This window comes from Acaryochloris sp. CCMEE 5410 (assembly GCF_000238775.2).
Classification (GTDB): domain Bacteria; phylum Cyanobacteriota; class Cyanobacteriia; order Thermosynechococcales; family Thermosynechococcaceae; genus Acaryochloris.
In genome coordinates this window covers 1,588,707-1,604,596 of record NZ_AFEJ02000001.1, presented here as the reverse complement: position 1 = coordinate 1,604,596, position 15,890 = coordinate 1,588,707, and the positions used below count along the sequence as shown (strand labels likewise).

Below are 15,890 nucleotides of genomic sequence, written 5' to 3'. Positions count from 1 at the left end.
CCTGAACTTGATCAATCTGTGAAAAACTTTCTCAAAGAGCGTATAGACAGCCAGACGCATCTGATTTGCTGCTGTACAGAAGAGGTTCAAGCAGCTTTGGAGAAGGTCGCTCAGCACTACTTCGGAAACAGCCTGAAGCTAGATTTTCGTCCGTTACAAGGACTATCAGATCCTATTGTGGAAGAAAAGCGGAATAATCGGAGCATCCCCAACCTTCAGCATATTAAAGAATTTGGTCAGCAAAACCAACCAAATAAACCGACTCCAATCATCATTGAAATTCTTTCTAAACAACATCCTAGCTATCGTGATGGGCGTGATCCGAAATCCCACTTAAAATCTCAACTACCAAAATATAATCTTGTTCCGCAGTGCATTGTCTCCACAGAGGTGAGCGATGAAGTGGGGCACGAGACCAAAGAGGTCAAGGATCTTGATAATCCTGCATTGAGTGCGATTTTAGACGCCATTTTGCCCTTTGACCAAAATATCCCATTATCAGAAGTGAATTCTGACAGCATAGAGGCAAGCAGCATTGATAACACGGTCTATGCTGGTTTTTATATCATCAGTCGCAATAATAAGACAGCCTCAAAAAGCTTCAATGAACCAGTTTTGGTCTGTATCCACAAGAATGAGGTTGGTGTTCTGCTGCCGGAGAGAAGTCTAGAGTTTCTGTCCATGCCTGCCGCAATTTGTAAATTGGCCCATGCCCAAGCAGCTAAGAATCAATCAGGGAAAACGGAGCAAGTCATCAACACTATGTTAAGTCAACTAAGCTTAATGTATTCCAGCGCTGATGATATTTACCTATTTGCCCATGCTCAGAACGCCCGTCGATATTGGCAATGGTTGCAAGACAGTCAATTTGATCCTGACCATCCACCTACCACCAAGATTCATCTCATTCGTATTCGTGATGGGATGTATCACGAAGTCCCTACTGGATACGGTCTGCCAATGGATTCAGAGAACTTCGAGGAAGAGACTGCGTCTTTTGCTGGGGGAATATTTGTTCCACAAGCCTGTGACCTCGAAGAGACATCATTTACTCAAACTGTACTGAGCATCGCTCGAAAACCCAGAACTAGCAATGCACAGCGAAGGAATATGAGTCGTTTTCAAGCTTATTCATCTCGACGTAAGGGTGTAGATGTTCCTCGTGTTCCATCACCATTAAGTGGCTGGAAGGTTCCTCAGCCACGCGCTCATAATATTTTCGCTACCCCGTCACCCGAAAAAATTGAGTTGCATCATGCAATTACCCACAAACTCAGAGCACTGCACTGGTGGACTCCTGATGAGTGCGAATACCCATTGCCACTATCACTAGCTGAAAAGCTGAAGGAGTGGGCCTTTAACGAAGACGATTCAGAAATACCTTAGCGAACACATAGTTTCTTTCCTCCAGAAATTACGATTGTACTGCTATTGCAGAAGAATCTATCCAATTTATCTCTTGTCCTAAATCTCGGGATGCACGCATATTAAAGCTGTGGTGGGTAGATTTAAAAGTTGCATAACCTCTTGGATTACTCCTTCTCGGTTCGATTCATCTGCGATGACACAAATTTCAACGCCTGGGTTAGGAGAATTTTGATGATAGACAAGGGTAGTCGGCTTACCAGAGGGCAACTGCAATAACGAGAATTTAAGATAGTCTAGGTCATCAAACCCATCTTGAAATTCTATTGAGTTCTGCTCGGAAAGTTCCGCTGGACTTTGCTGGAATACAGCAATGGGTACCACCGCTGAGGTAACCTCAACGAGTTCTACAAGCTTATTGGAGGCAGAAATATTTGTCATTGTTGACGATTGATAATGGTCAACACCTTGAGTGTAGCGAAGTCGCCCTGCAGTTTAACCCCAGTTCGAGGTCCACTCCAATAAGCATGTCCTGGTGGTGAGCCGGGATCTAGCTTAGGGCTTGCTGAAAAAGTCAAAAGTATTGATATATGGTTGTTATAGCTTGTGAAAACATTTTCATGTGCAAGGCCAATTAACGATTTTGCGACGTTTCAAGCAATTTTACCTTGCACTAAGTTGTTCGTATAACTTGAAAAAATCACGCAGCTATAGGGGTTTCAAGCTGTTTCAGACTTTTTCAGCAAGCCCTAGCTTAATGTCAGTTGTGAATTCAATCCCTCGTGCTCCTGTTGGTAGGGAACCCACATAAGCTTTGACCTTAGCCGTTTCACTACCTCGGGGTGGTCTGCCCCAGATTTCTTGGCTAATCACTTGTTGCTTGGCATCTTCTGATGTCTGAGTGGGGGACTCTAAGCGATGATAAATTGCCATTGAATCAGAGACTTGGCATTGGTCAAGAGCTAGCTCTGTGAGATTATCACATCAATTATGTTGTCTTGAGCGCAACCCCAAAGTCCACAAGCTTTGAATAAAACTTCTTACAACTCATGTGGTACGTGAAGAATCAGTGGTTATTCGGCACTATCAACCAATCCGTCGAAGATAAGTGGAGTTACCTGATCAGCAGTTGTTAGCCAAAACGCTGAGATAAGATTGCTTGTGCTACTTCGCGATCGTCGAAATGGATTTTTTCAGTGCCGAGAATTTGGTAATCTTCATGGCCTTTGCCCGCAATAAGAATAGTATCGCCGGGTTTAGCTGGTGCGATCGCATCATCATCTCCTCCATGTCGTCAAACTTGTTTGTAGACTACTGATCGACATATTCCGATAAAAAGCTAGAATTTTCTTCAAGGTTAGTTGAGGGTTAATGAACCTAAAAAGTGATTTTCACTAGTAGTAATAGACCTATTTGAATTATCGATATTTTAATTCTGCCAATTTTTTTTTTGCGATCTAAATACTCAGTTATGACTTCTCGATGGGTAAATTTAGTAGCTAGGTAAAAATGGCTCAGGATTGTAATTTAAGTTACAAAAAATCTGGATTAAAGAATCTATAGTACTATGTAAACTATTGATTAAAATTTTCATATATGGCTATTCATGTAATGCATGTCATGGATAAGCTGAGCGTTGCTGGCTCAGAGATTCATGGTGTATCTAAGGCTATCGAGCGGTGGATTCCTTGCTTCAATTCACAGGAGATTCGGTTCAGCATTTGTAGCTTACGAGCACCTGAGGAAGCAGCGCAAATTTTTGAACGTCAAGGAGTTCCAGTATTCTTCTTGGGCCGAAGTAAATTTGATCCTAGGACTTTTCTAGATCTTTCAAAATTAATTGAGCAAGAAAAACCCGATATTCTACACTTAAGTGGATATGGTTCTACGACATTTGGGCGCTTAGTTGGAACCACAAAAGGTTTGCCCAATATTGTTCATGAACATGCAGTTTTTCCTAAACAGCCACTTTATCTGACGGCAGTGGATGCCCTATTATCGCCCTTGACAACAACAGCGATAGCTTGTTCAGAACCTGTACGCGACTTTATGGTGACCGCGCGTAAAGTTCAACCCCAAAAAGTAGAAACATTATTTTATGGCTTACCGCTAAAAGAGTTTAAGGCTCCTGCTCAAGAAGTCGTCGATCATGAACGATCAAAGCTAGGTATTCAACCTGGAGAAAAGGTGATTTGTAATGTAGGTCGATTGGACACTCAAAAAGGTCAAATTTACCTACTGAAAGCTGCAACCTCAATTTTAAAAGAGTTTCCAAATACCCGTTTCTTGTTGGTCGGGGCTGGCCCAGATTTAGAAATGCTCCAGTCCTTTGCTCAAAGTGAAGGTATTGCTGATCAGGTTATTTTCACTGGCTATCGCGAAGATGTTCCGACCTTATTGGCCCTCGCTGATGTTGTGGCGATGCCTTCCCTATGGGAGGGATTACCAATTGCTTTAGTGGAAGCAATGAATATGAGCAAACCGGTTGTGGGTACGACTGCAGGAGGCATGGGATCTGCAATCGATGATCAGAAAACTGGTTTTATTATTCCGTTTAAGGATTGTGAGCTATTAGCCAACAAACTAATTTTCTTGCTGAAAAATTCAGAAGTGGCGCAATCTATGGGTAGCGAAGCAAAAGAAAAATGCAAGCAGTATGATATTGCCCATTCCTATAAAAGATTGAGAGAAATATATCTTTCATTGACCTCCAAAAGGACTAATTTAAAAGTCTCTAATAGTGCGATTTAAACTATCGGGGCAATAAAAACTTTGACGTTGACTGCTATGAAGAGTTCTTCAGATCTTGTGTTTTAGGTCTATAAAGTAATTCAATATTAGCCCTATAGCCGACGTGGCAATTCGTCGGCTATGGGAGCATGTCACCTTTGCATTCCAATTAAGCCATTGAGGTAAGCACACCGATGTGCCAGCACTTGCGGGACATTACTTTCATTCCACTGCGCCCCTGAAATTTTGACTCTGCGACTAATCTGCTTGATAGCAGATTCAACAGCCCCAGACCCAATAGAGCAGATTTGCTCACTCTGGTAATAGTCATAATTGACGATCCGATGCCGATGTTTGCGAACATAGTTGCAAAAGACTTGGGCCTGCTTTTTCTTCAATGACTCAAATAGAGCCAAGGTTTCATCAACCTTCCCCTGCCATAAGAGCTGCTCAGCCTGGTGCAGACGTTTGAGGGACCCACCGACCTTATGAAGATTTTCCACCAGATGGTACCAGTCCAGAATCTCTCGCCGTTGCTCAGGTATGCTCAGCTGACGAATGATATTCCAAATGCCATCATGACCATCCCCTAAACAAGTCAGTGGAGAGGCTAACGGTTGCTGGTGAGTCCAGTCAATGAGCCGGGCATTATTGTGATAATCCGCGATGAGTCCCACATGCGTTGCCAGGGTTTTATAGTCTTTCCACTGACAAGGGTGTCCTAAAGGGGTGCGGATGCGCACTTTGCCACCATCTACACTCACTTCGGTTAAAGCTTCATGAGCCTGGGGGTAGGAAACCGTTGTTGATGCACCAATCGCTGCTGGGTTTTGGCTGGTACCTGAATCCCAGTTAAATAAGCCACATCTTTAGCAGTTTGAGCATAGGAGACATTGGCACTGATGCGCAAGCAACAATTCTCTAAATGAGGACTGATTTGACGATAGGGGGAAACGGCTAGATGCTGTGCCTGTTGAGTTGTAATGCTTAGAACGCCCAAGGTGCTTTTCAGGCGTCGGTTGCGGCCTGCTGCTGTGCCAGTAGCTGTGCGGATAAAAATGACCGAGTTCGGGACTGACATGGGTCTGAATTTGCTGACGCACCGTCATCTCAATACCTTCTAGCGTCTTCAGGTTCTCTGGATCGCTTTCTTCGTACAGTAATTGGGCTATCGCATCAAGATGGACTTTGAGTTGAGCTGCTTTTTCGGAGTTCATTGATGAAGACTTCTGGGCAACACTTGTATCCTGAACGATTTCAAAACAATCTGCAAAGGTGACATGCTCCCGTCGGCTATTCCCGGTGGTCAAAAATTTTTCTCCTACAGGTAGGGATTGATCATATGCCTTGCCTTTGCTGAGGGGGCGTTGGCTGGTTTAGCGGGTGCGATCGCAACGTTCTTAATTCACGATCAAGGATGTAAGGTATGAGCACAGATATTGGGTGGCAACGGTGACATTATCCCAACGATGCTTTTCAACTTGCTTATTGAGTTCGGCTACAGCTTTCACATATTGAGGATCAGAGGTTGTGCCTAGTTTGCGTGGGTTTTGGAACAGGTCGCTCCGTTGCTTATCGGTAAGTTTTACTTCGATATCGGGCTCAATACCTTTTTTATGAATATCTCGACCCTTGGGAGTCATGTATTTGGCAACCGTTATAGATAACCCCGAATTATCTTCTAAAGGCTGTACAGATTGCACCAGTCCTTTTCCAAACGTCTGAGTGCCGAGCAAAACAGCGCGTTGGTGATCTTGCAAGGCCCCAGCCAGAATCTCACTAGCACTGGCAGACCCTCCATCCACCAGGATGATAAGCGGCTTATCCGTTAGAGTATTCTTATCAGACGTGAGTTTATCTTCGCCCCCTTCACGGTCCACAGTAGCCACAATTGTTCCTTCCCCCATCCACATTCGGGCAATTTCAGTGCTGGAATATAGCAATCCACCCGGGTTTAAGCGCAGGTCTAGAACAAATCCAGTGACCTTTTGTTTTTCCAATTCTTGGATGGCTTCGCGCATCTCAGAAGTGGCATTGTTGCTAAATTGGTTAAGGCGGATATAGCCCACAGGACCAGATGGAGTCGTTTGAGAGGAAAATCGAACCGGATGGATTTCAATACGAGCCCGCTTGATCTTAAAACTCAACTGATCCTGCCCCCGTAAAACGGTAAGGGTCACATTAGAGTTAACGGGGCCTCGAATTAACTTAACCGCTTCATCAATATCCATCCCTTCAGTGCTGGTGTCATCTACTTGAATGATCACATCTTGATTTAAGAGCCCTGCTTGGGCAGCAGGACTGCCTTCAATCGGAGCAATAACAGTAATGTCTTTCGTCTTTTCATCCTGAGTGATTTGTACCCCCACTCCGGTTAGTTCGCCTGAAGTACTGATTTGCATGTTTTTAAGCTGCTGAGGATCCAAAAAGCGAGTATAAGGATCCTCAAGCTGGTCTAGCATTTCTCGAACTGCATCATAGACTTCTTCTTTGGAAGTATAGGTACGGTTTAGGTATTGGCTGCGAATAGCGGGCCAATCTGTACCATTGAAGGTTGTATCTAAATAATCATTTTTGATAATCTGCCAAACTTCGTCAATGATGGCCTTGGACGAGTCGGAGTTTGGGGCTGCCCAAGTCTTAGGGGTGGGGAAAGCGATTGTGAGGGTTGCAATTGAGAGGGCAGTCGATAGCAGGGCAACCTGGGGCCGAAGAATAACCATAAATATGAGGAGCGTTTGATGGGTCAATATTGGGGTTTTTAGGACTGGATCACCCTAAAGTTTGTGAGGGAGATGGCTCTGACTACCGGTCAACGCTGATGTTTTCCGGTAGTCTAAAGGTTAGAGTTATCTGCTTCTTGATCTTAAATTCCTTTGTTGAATGGGAGAGCGCACTTAATGGATGGAGACGATGCTGACTACTGATGATAACGAGACAGCACTTACAGGTTTCTTTTTTCTCAAATGTCTTAACTGATTTGACTTAACTGATGAACCGTTGAGATGTCTTTATCATGCTCCATCTGTGCCACAGCGTGATGTGATCTTGGTATATCCGGAAGATGTTGAAGATTTTAACTGTTCGGCATTGTTTGAACCGTTCTTAAACGCGGGTCTCAAAGGAATTCAAACACTTGAAGTATTGTGCTGAGATCAGCTGGCCATAACTTTACGACCTGATCATCCTTGAGTTGAAGGGGCAGTGATGAGGATGGGATCGTCTGAAGGATCAAACCGCAATACAGATCTGAGATCGCACCACCATGCTGTCCATGCATCTGCGGGAGCAGGGAGCCCATGTCAAGGAACAGCATATTTAAGTTGGACAAATCCAAAGTCATAGGAATGGGAGCTGAGGAGGGTCAGCGGTATCTCTTTTGCCAAGGAACCGAACAGAGATATCCCCTCGCCTAACAGAATAGGGATCACGGTAATGGTGAGTTCATCAATCAGACCCGCCGCCAAAAATCGCTGGATTGTAGCCCCACCATCTATATATAAATGCTGGGCTCCTTCTTGGACAAGGCGATTATAGAGCATGAGTGGGGGGTCTGCTGAGTGGGTAATGCACGCAGGCAAAGCATCTGGAAATTGGATAGGAGTTCGGCTCAAAACAATGACTCGGGTTTGACCGTAGGGCCACGCTCCAAAAGATAGAACCTGTTCATAGGTTTTACGCCCCATGACCAAGACATCCACCGAGGCCATAAAGGCTTGAAAGCCACAATCTTCCCCTTCTGGGACTACTGCATTCGCCTCATTGAGCCAATCGATGTCTCCATTGGTTCTGGCGATAAATCCATCTAAGCTGGTCGCAATAAAAACTGAAACTTTTGTGCCCATAGGTGACGTTTGACCTGCTAAATTTTGGCTTCACCCAGAGTTCTTAATTACTATTTCAGTAAAGTAAATAGACGATTTAGTGCTATAAAACGGTGGGGGAATTGGTGATATTTTGCTAAAACCATGAAATTTTTGCAGTGGCTTCTAGCAGTGATAGCGCTCCTAATGAGTTTAGGTTTGCTGATTTCAGGAGAGTGGCTTGGTTTTATCATTGCACTACTCGCCGTCATTATTGTGGCTCCCCCCATTCAGGACCGGCTCAATCAGCGTTTTCCCTGGCTGAAGCCTCGGTTTCTGAAAATATTTCTGGCTGTGATAATTTTATTCGTCGCTCTTGGCATTACAGGGGGAAATCTGGTCCGCTTTACCAATGTGGCTGTTTGTAAATCGCCGGTAGACGGTCAGTGTGAAAAGCATGAGATTGCTTTCTTGGAAGAGACTCAAACCATTACGGTCAGCGCGAAACTCCGCAAAGGTAAAACAGCAAATCAGGTTAAAGCCACCCTGGATTACTGGCCAGAGCCTGACCAAGAGTCTGAGGTGTTTAGCAATGTTTATGATGTCCCGAAGGGTAAACGAGAAGTGGCCCTGCAGCTGGATCAGGTTGACCTACAGCCTGGTATCTATCGAGTGACGTTAACGCCGGAAGGCATTGGTAATCAAAAACCGCTGTCCGAAGAGCAGATCTTTTCGGTTTGGACAGATCCTAAGGATGTCAGCAAGCGCAACGAAGGGGACATTGAAGATGCGGGTCTAAATAACAGCGTCAGTAGCATCAAAATTTGTGAGGGGAGTAGCGATGCGGAAGACCCCTGTGCCGAAGATTTGAGTGAACTCTCCACTGAAATCAAGACGCTAGCCTTTACAGCTAAACTACCCAGCATTGCCAATGTGCAATTCCGAGGAGATTCTGAAATCACTTATATCCTCCGCTATCTTGGCAAGACCAAGGATGACAAAATTCCCCCCATCCAAGTGTTTCGAGAAACGAATGATCTAGATCGCAAGGTGGGAACCTTTACCTTAGGGATTACACCCTCTAAGAAAAAGTTTCGCCCAGGAGAGTATGAATTGATCACCTCACTAGAAGCTAGATCCTCACGCCCCATTCGCAAATTATTCAGGTTGAAGTGAGAGAGCGCTGTGCCAGTCTTCCGTACTGCCCTTGAGAACATAGGGATGCACCTAGACAACGCTCTAGATGTTATTGGATACTGGGCTATTTCTGAGCAGCAATCCCCGACAGTTGAACGGCGTCTGCTTCAAATAGAGTTTTCCATGTCTTACTGAGACGTTTATCCTCAGGCTTCTCCCGGCGTGCGGCAGCTAAGGCCTGGACGGCATCATACCAATAGCCCGCTTCTGCGAAGGCATCCGCTTGGTCCTTGAGTTTAGATTTTGAGACCTTTTTAGCGACTTCTTGGGTAGGCGGTACGTAGCGAATCCAGCCATTGGCGATGATACCATTTCGGCCTTTACGGGTGCAGAAGAGTCCCACGACCCATTGATAATCTGTCTTGGGTTTCAAGGCGAGGGTGGAGACTTGATCGGGAATCGCAATTCTAGATAACCCTGCTTGGCCTGAAGCCTGGAAAGTCGTGGAATAGACTTCTTTCTTAGAGCGACCGTTAGCCCCCACCTCGTACAAACTGAACTGAACAATCCGGTAGCTATGGGTGGGAGTAAACCAATAAAAGGTCGGGTAAGCCGTTGCACTGAAGCCAATATTACTTTTGGGCACCAATGTGGTGAGAGTGGGGCGACCACTGGCCGTACAGGTTTTGGGTTGGCCCGGCCCTGGCGAAAAGGCGGGGTCATCCGGTAATTCCCAGATGGGGGGTGCATCCGGCCTGGGTAAGGGAATCGGAACCACTCGGGAAGGTCTTCGAGGTGTACTTTCGTTTAACGGCCCTTTCCTGGGTTCGACGGCTCGTGTCGCTAGCCCTCGACGATTACCAGGTTTTGATAGATCTCCAGGTGGCTTAAATCCAGCATGGCTAGGTAAGGCACACCATAGAACTCCCACTAAGCCTCCCACTGCTAAGGTCGCGATCCGTGTTGCAGGGGTAGAACAATATTTAGACATTGTTAGTCAGCTGGGCCTCTCAAAAAGTGGGGTGCAGAACGGTTCAAGGGGAGCTTGCAAAATGTTTCAGACACTAAGTACTCCCTCATCATACCCAAGCGATATCCTGACCGCTTCACGGATTGAAGGGAGAATGCCGGAAGGTGATCGCTTGAGTAAAGGGGGTAGGGGGATTTGGGTGGGGAAACAGTTATTTAACATAGACTCCTCCCTCTAAGAATGTGTTCCAGATAGGAGAGTGGAACCACCATTGTGCTGCACCTTTGCGGAATCCGGTAAGATGAATCGACTGTCGTCACAATTGACTGAATTTTAAGAGCTATGGCTGTTCGAGACAGAGTGAATCCAAAAACCCTCGAAGCTGCGATCGCAGCTTCGCAAAGCTATTTGCTCACCCAGCAAGACGAGAAGGGCTATTGGTGGGCGGAGCTGGAATCCAATGTTTCGATTACTTCTGAAGTGGTGCTGCTGCATAAGATTTGGGGAACAGATCGCAGTCGGCCCTTGGAGAAAGTGGAGACGTATTTGCGATCGCAACAGCGAGATCACGGCGGCTGGGAACTCTACTTCGGCGATGGAGGGGAAATCAGCGTTTCTGTCGAAGCCTATATGGCCCTGAAGCTCTTAGGCGTGCCCATGGAAGATCCGGCCATGGTGCGAGCACGGCAGTTTATTTTGGAGCATGGGGGGATAAGTCGCACCCGCGTGTTTACCAAGCTGCATTTAGCCCTGATCGGCTGCTATGAATGGCGAGGTATTCCTTCCTTACCGCCCTGGGTGATGTTGTTGCCTGAACAATTTCCCTTCACCATTTATGAGATGTCGAGTTGGGCCAGGGGCAGTACCGTTCCCTTGCTGATCGTGATGGATCGGGAGCCGGTCTATGCCGTGGAAGCTGGGTTCAATCTGGATGAACTCTATGTAGAAGGACGAAATCGCGCCCAGTTTGATCTGCCCCTCAGCAATGAATGGACCGATGCGTTTATCTATTTAGATGGCCTATTCAAATTTGCTGAATCGACCAATCTCGTTCCCTTTCGAGAAGAAGGGATTCGCGCTGCTGAACGCTGGATTTTGGAGCGTCAAGAAGCAACAGGGGATTGGGGTGGAATTATCCCGGCCATGCTTAATTCTCTTTTGGGCCTGAAGGCCCTGGACTATGCTGTCCACGATCCAATTATTGAACGGGGCATGGCGGCGTTGGATGCCTTTGCTCTTGAAACCGAAGACCAATATTGGATTCAACCCTGTATCTCACCCGTCTGGGATACCGCCTTGGTCGTGCGGGGACTGGCTGAGTCGGGGCTAGCGCCTGATCATCCTGCCCTAGTGAAAGCAGGAGAATGGCTGCTGGATAAGCAAATCCTAGATTACGGAGATTGGTCCATCAAAAATCCAGGCGGTTTACCTGGGGGCTGGGCCTTTGAGTTTGACAATCGCTTTTATCCCGATGTGGATGATACCGCCGTTGTGGTTATGGCCTTAAACGAGGTCCAGCTACCGGACGAGCAGGCAAAGGATGCAGCCATTGCCAGAGCCGTAAACTGGATCGCCACGATGCAATGCCGTCCTGGAGGGTGGGCGGCCTTCGACATCAATAACGATCAAGACTGGCTGAACGCTTTGCCCTATGGGGATCTGAAAGCCATGATTGACCCCAATACTGCCGATGTCACGGCCCGAGTGTTAGAAATGATCGGTCGTTGCCATCAAACGACAGGGAAAAACAGTGTGGATCGAGCCCTTCGATATTTGCGAGCTGAGCAAGAACCGGAGGGGTGCTGGTTTGGACGCTGGGGAGTAAATTATATTTATGGCACGAGCGGCGTATTGGCTGCCCTAGCCTTGATCGATCCCCAAGGCTGGCAATCCCAAATTCAGCACGCAGCGGCTTGGTTGGTGAGTTGCCAAAATACGGATGGGGGTTGGGGCGAGACTTGTGCCAGCTACGATGACCCTAAGCTGAAAGGCCAAGGGCCTAGCACAGCCTCCCAAACGGCTTGGGCCATTATGGGACTGTTGTCGGCGGGGGAAGCGACCTCTGCCTATGCCGATGCTGCGATTGAGCGGGGCGTGAATTACCTCACGACCACGCAAAAGATGGATGGCACCTGGGATGAAGATTATTTCACTGGCACAGGATTTCCTTGCCATTTCTATCTGAAATACCATCTCTACCAGCAGCATTTTCCCTTGACTGCTTTGGGGCGTTACCAAAAAATGCTCAGGAGGAATAGTTAGGAAAAAGCGACTTTGCGATAGTCAGAGGCTCAGAGACGAAGGAAAATTCTCTCGAACTCAAACCGCAATTTACCGATTTTGCGGTTTGAATAAGACCACCATCCCCATAATGAAAAGATATATAACCTGGGAAAGCAGCCTTCGGATGCTCCTAGTGAATACTCAAAGCTTTTCTCTGGTCTAATCCAAAAACCGTTCTCCCTCCAACCAAGAGCATCCCCAAACTTTTGCTCATATACGGGGGTCCAAAAGGCAGATTGACAGCTCAAGCTTTCCCATATCTTTTTCTGAATGCTGAAACCATAACGCTGATGGCTGAATTCACTCCATAGTTTATCTATTGATTGAAGATCTTCATATAGTAAGTTATCGACATCTTTGGGTCGTAGCCACCCTTCAGACTGTCTATTTGATGATGACAATAGAATATTTTGGGTCTCTAGATCTGCTTGGCACCAATCTCCCATTAGGAGCTGATCCCTTAGTCTACTCAGATCGGCAGGTTTCTTTATGGGTTGCTTTTTCTGTTCACTATTTGTTTTGTGGGTAGTCGGCTTTTTAGTGGCTTTAGGTGGAGAATGAGCAGAACTGTTTTGAGAGTTATGAGCCTTCAGGATGTCATAACATCTATTAATCCGCTTTAATTTTTCCTCTGCTTTTGCCTGTAATCTAGGATTATCTGTAAAGCGGTCTGGATGCCATACGGCAGCTAGATCTCTATAGGCTAGCTTCAGATCACTTAAGCTGGCATCTAGCTCTAGATCAAAAGTCTCGTAGCACTCACGAATATCACTCATAGCTGTAAATCACCTATTTTTACTTGGAAATAGCAGTCAGAAACCAAGTAGAAATATTCTGGAAGTCTGATTTCTTCATATATAAATATGTTTTTGTTTTAGTTTTTTGACTAGAAAATCTCCCTCATATTTATAAAATACCCTCGACCACAACATTTGGTGCAATCAAGCAGTTTAGTTTATGGCAGCAAGGATAATTATCCATTTATCAGCTTCACAAATTTTTTGATGAGAAGATTTCTTGTTCAATGGACGATTGTGATTTGACTCCTGTTGTGCTTAAAACATAGCTCCAGAGAGAGTCAGGCCTTCATTCTCAACACAATGATTTAAGCCTGAGTAGTAACCAAAAAACTTAGTTAATGTATCATGTTCATCGCAAGAGTAAAACATGATTATATTGGTCCATGAATGATTTGTTTTTATTGGGAATTCTTCTCTCAGTCATTCTATAAATTGATAAAATTCTTTTTCTTCCTCAGTTTGTGAGTTTCCATACAAAGATTTCGCATATTCATAGCCAAACAAAAATGACTGGAAATCATATGTACTAGGTCTTGCAAGAAAAAGGCTGGGTTGCTTCTTGATTCTATCCAAAAGCGTATAAAAATCCATATTAATATTTTCTCTTTTTAGTTAATATTTAATTTTTAAGATAGTTAGTATGATTTTTGAAATACTTTTTCGCTGCTAACTACTGAATGCTGTTGGCTTCAGTTAATAGCTCTTTGACAGCCGCTTTATCGGTCTGGGTCAATAGCCGGTGGTCTATCGGATCTTCAGTGTACTGAGTTTTTTTGTGTCTTAAAACTTCCACAGCGGTATGGACGGCTTTGTAGCCGATTTTGACGCCAGCCTGATCGATGATTGATTGTAGAGGACTGTTGGGATCTAATAGCATTCGAGCCTTGTCTTTCGATAAATCCAGAATGCCAAAAACTTTGACTTTTGCTTGCAACCCTAAGTCTTCCACTGCTGCCACAGACAGTTCTGTGGCCAAGTTGGATCCGCCCCATAAGATATTGATCTGGGGATTCTCCGACAGCATTGCTTTAATGTGAGCAATGTCGGTTTGTGTAATTGCATCTACGGACGAAACTTCTTTCCAGGTAACGTCGGAGGCCGCCATGCCGTTGAGGAAGCCTTGATAGTTGGGGTAATACCGTTCATATTCCGCACTATCCACCACACCAATATTTAAAGGCTGATCCTGGAGATGGGTGGCAGCCCATTGGGTGAGGTGTTCTGCAGAATCGGCTCCCATCTTTAAGCTATTGGTGTTGAAACAGGCAAACACCATATCTTTTGCGGTTTCTTTGTCAAAACAAAAATCCACCGTGATTACCACCACGCCAGCTTGGTAAGCCTTTTCAAGGGCTGGGATAGACCCTAATGGATCCTCTGGAGACAACACAATGGCATCAATCCCGGAATCAATCAGTTCCTGGATAGTTTGGGCTTCATTTTCCACCCCAGAGGCAGATAGCAAACTCCAAATTTCTACCCGCCGATTGGCAGCCCGCCGCATCCCCAATTCATAGGCTTTAAAGATCGTGCTATCGGCTGATTTGATCAAGCCAATTCGTAAGCGAGGTGAGCGAGGACGGGCAATGGTTTGCATCCAATTTGGACTTTTGATGGCAGACTGCCAGTGCTTGGCCCGTTTGAGTTGATGGAGTGCCCAAAAGCTAGCTTTAGAGAGATCGGCCCTTTTTAAGTTCGTCGATCGCAAGTTGGCATCGTCTAAAAAATCTACCGATTGGAGGGAGCTATTCTCCAAGTTAGCTTTGTACAAATCGCTCCCCTTGAGGATGGAACGATTCAAGTTGGCTTGGTATAAATCCGTACGATGGAGGATTGCATGGTTGAATTTGGTCCATATTCCTTGAACCTGGTGCATTTTTGCCCGGGTTAGATTGGCCTTCGTGAAGTTGGCATTATTGAGTAAGCTTTTATGCAATACTGCATCCGTAAAGTTAGCCCCTTGCAGGTTGGCTCCTTCCAGGTTGGCTCCCTCTAAATTGGCCCCTTGCAGATTTGCGCCCTGTAGATTTGCTTCACTCAGGTTGATGCCCTTTAAATTACTGCCCTTTAAGTTGGCTTTTTCAAGATTGGCATGGGCAAGATTGGCCTGTTCTAAGTTGGCGTGGGATAAATCAATCCCTTGATGCTCGAAAAATTGGAAAGGCCATTGCTGAATACTATGGAGACTGACCGAGAGTTTGTGGCATTGATTCAGTTGAATGCCGACCATTTGGGCCTTGGGGGCCTGCAGGCCAGCATTACTCGCACAGAGTGAATCGAGGGTTTTGAGGGCCGCTATTCTGCCATCACTATGTTGTTGCCCCTTTTGATCGACCAGAACATTCCGCGCATCTTCTATCTTCTTTTGCTGTTGATAAGGGATAGAGAAAAGATAGGAAATAAAAGCAATGAGAATAGCTGCTTCCCCCAGGACCGTTGCCAGCTTGATGATCGAAATCATTTCAAGCCAAGCGACAAAATCACTTACCTTGGCATCCAGAATCGAAAACGGCTTGAGGAGAGGGGGTTTGGGAGGGCTAGTAGACTGTTGTGCCTGATTATATTGTTCGAGTTGATGAATATAGGTGGCTAAAGAAAGCTGAAATTGGCTGGCTTCCTGTTGAATGACAGCTAACCGCAGGTAATCTTCGGAGATTAAATTGACTCGCTGAAAGCTCTCTATCAAGGGCTGCCCCTCGTTCTCGTCTAGAAGCGTTGGATTCAGCTCTGGTCCTGGATAGTGGGGATGGGGGGCCTCTCCTGGGGGTGTTTTACTCATCAACGTCACTGTCTAGTAGGATG

At 45.8% G+C, this 15,890-nt stretch carries 11 protein-coding genes and 1 pseudogene; 4 read left to right on the top strand and 8 right to left on the bottom strand.

Annotation, left to right across the window (positions count from 1 at the left end):
* Nucleotides 1-18: 18 nt before the first annotated feature.
* Nucleotides 19-1,386 carry an RNAseH domain-containing protein gene (locus tag ON05_RS07075; RefSeq protein ID WP_262561325.1) on the top strand — a complete coding sequence of 456 codons (1,368 nt, stop codon included), beginning with the start codon at nucleotides 19-21 and terminating at the stop codon, nucleotides 1,384-1,386.
* Between the two features lie 78 nt (nucleotides 1,387-1,464).
* Here ON05_RS07075 and ON05_RS07070 read toward each other — a convergent pair whose 3' ends face one another.
* Complete coding sequence (locus ON05_RS07070; protein WP_010470812.1) at nucleotides 1,465-1,806, bottom strand: hypothetical protein; 342 nt, start codon at nucleotides 1,804-1,806, stop codon at nucleotides 1,465-1,467.
* Between the two features lie 288 nt (nucleotides 1,807-2,094).
* Nucleotides 2,095-2,298 carry a hypothetical protein gene (locus ON05_RS07065; RefSeq protein ID WP_010470810.1) on the bottom strand — a complete coding sequence of 68 codons (204 nt, stop codon included), beginning with the start codon at nucleotides 2,296-2,298 and terminating at the stop codon, nucleotides 2,095-2,097.
* Between the two features lie 663 nt (nucleotides 2,299-2,961).
* On the opposite strand from ON05_RS07065, the gene ON05_RS07060 reads away from it, so the two are divergent.
* Complete coding sequence (locus tag ON05_RS07060; RefSeq protein ID WP_262561323.1) at nucleotides 2,962-4,116, top strand: glycosyltransferase family 4 protein; 1,155 nt, start codon at nucleotides 2,962-2,964, stop codon at nucleotides 4,114-4,116.
* Between the two features lie 131 nt (nucleotides 4,117-4,247).
* On the opposite strand, the pseudogene ON05_RS07055 reads toward ON05_RS07060, so the two are convergent.
* From ON05_RS07055 to ON05_RS07045, 3 genes and pseudogenes are all read right to left on the bottom strand, one after another.
* A pseudogene (locus ON05_RS07055) lies at nucleotides 4,248-5,312 on the bottom strand (ISKra4 family transposase).
* Nucleotides 5,313-5,495: 183 nt separating this feature from the next.
* A complete protein-coding gene (locus ON05_RS07050; protein ID WP_010478250.1) occupies nucleotides 5,496-6,818 on the bottom strand; it encodes a S41 family peptidase in 1,323 nt (440 codons plus the stop codon).
* 579 nt (nucleotides 6,819-7,397) lie between these two features.
* A complete protein-coding gene (locus tag ON05_RS07045; RefSeq protein ID WP_010478246.1) occupies nucleotides 7,398-7,940 on the bottom strand; it encodes a dihydrofolate reductase family protein in 543 nt (180 codons plus the stop codon).
* Nucleotides 7,941-8,105: 165 nt separating this feature from the next.
* Between ON05_RS07045 and ON05_RS07040 the strand changes: the two genes are divergently transcribed.
* Nucleotides 8,106-9,074 (top strand): O-antigen ligase family protein, encoded by a 969-nt coding sequence (locus tag ON05_RS07040; RefSeq protein WP_010478242.1) that lies wholly within the window; start codon nucleotides 8,106-8,108, stop codon nucleotides 9,072-9,074.
* 85 nt (nucleotides 9,075-9,159) lie between these two features.
* Here ON05_RS07040 and ON05_RS07035 read toward each other — a convergent pair whose 3' ends face one another.
* Nucleotides 9,160-10,026: a DUF928 domain-containing protein gene (locus ON05_RS07035; protein WP_010478240.1), complete on the bottom strand. Its 867-nt coding sequence runs from the start codon at nucleotides 10,024-10,026 to the stop codon at nucleotides 9,160-9,162.
* A gap of 321 nt (nucleotides 10,027-10,347) precedes the next feature.
* Here ON05_RS07035 and shc point away from each other — a divergent pair, with 321 nt between their 5' ends.
* Entirely contained in the window at nucleotides 10,348-12,267 is a 1,920-nt protein-coding gene (gene shc, locus ON05_RS07030; RefSeq protein ID WP_010478237.1) for a squalene--hopene cyclase, read from the top strand.
* 29 nt (nucleotides 12,268-12,296) lie between these two features.
* Here shc and ON05_RS07025 read toward each other — a convergent pair whose 3' ends face one another.
* Together ON05_RS07025 and ON05_RS07020 are read right to left on the bottom strand one after the other, a co-directional pair.
* A complete protein-coding gene (locus ON05_RS07025) occupies nucleotides 12,297-13,064 on the bottom strand; it encodes a GUN4 domain-containing protein (RefSeq protein WP_010478236.1) in 768 nt (255 codons plus the stop codon).
* A 694-nt stretch (nucleotides 13,065-13,758) separates the two neighbouring features.
* Nucleotides 13,759-15,867 (bottom strand): pentapeptide repeat-containing protein, encoded by a 2,109-nt coding sequence (locus ON05_RS07020; protein ID WP_010478232.1) that lies wholly within the window; start codon nucleotides 15,865-15,867, stop codon nucleotides 13,759-13,761.
* Nucleotides 15,868-15,890: the final 23 nt, after the last annotated feature.

Excerpts from the sequence above, each read along its gene's own strand:
- ON05_RS07035 (WP_010478240.1), bottom strand. The coding sequence starts at position 10,026 with ATGTCTAAATATTGTTCTACCCCTGCAACACGGATCGCGACCTTAGCA.
- ON05_RS07020 (WP_010478232.1), bottom strand. The coding sequence starts at position 15,867 with ATGAGTAAAACACCCCCAGGAGAGGCCCCCCATCCCCACTATCCAGGA.
- ON05_RS07050 (WP_010478250.1), bottom strand. The coding sequence starts at position 6,818 with ATGGTTATTCTTCGGCCCCAGGTTGCCCTGCTATCGACTGCCCTCTCA.
- ON05_RS07065 (WP_010470810.1), bottom strand. The coding sequence starts at position 2,298 with ATGGCAATTTATCATCGCTTAGAGTCCCCCACTCAGACATCAGAAGAT.
- ON05_RS07025 (WP_010478236.1), bottom strand. The coding sequence starts at position 13,064 with ATGAGTGATATTCGTGAGTGCTACGAGACTTTTGATCTAGAGCTAGAT.
- ON05_RS07070 (WP_010470812.1), bottom strand. The coding sequence starts at position 1,806 with ATGACAAATATTTCTGCCTCCAATAAGCTTGTAGAACTCGTTGAGGTT.
- shc (WP_010478237.1), top strand. The coding sequence starts at position 10,348 with ATGGCTGTTCGAGACAGAGTGAATCCAAAAACCCTCGAAGCTGCGATC.
- ON05_RS07045 (WP_010478246.1), bottom strand. The coding sequence starts at position 7,940 with ATGGGCACAAAAGTTTCAGTTTTTATTGCGACCAGCTTAGATGGATTT.
- ON05_RS07040 (WP_010478242.1), top strand. The coding sequence starts at position 8,106 with ATGAGTTTAGGTTTGCTGATTTCAGGAGAGTGGCTTGGTTTTATCATT.
- ON05_RS07060 (WP_262561323.1), top strand. The coding sequence starts at position 2,962 with ATGGCTATTCATGTAATGCATGTCATGGATAAGCTGAGCGTTGCTGGC.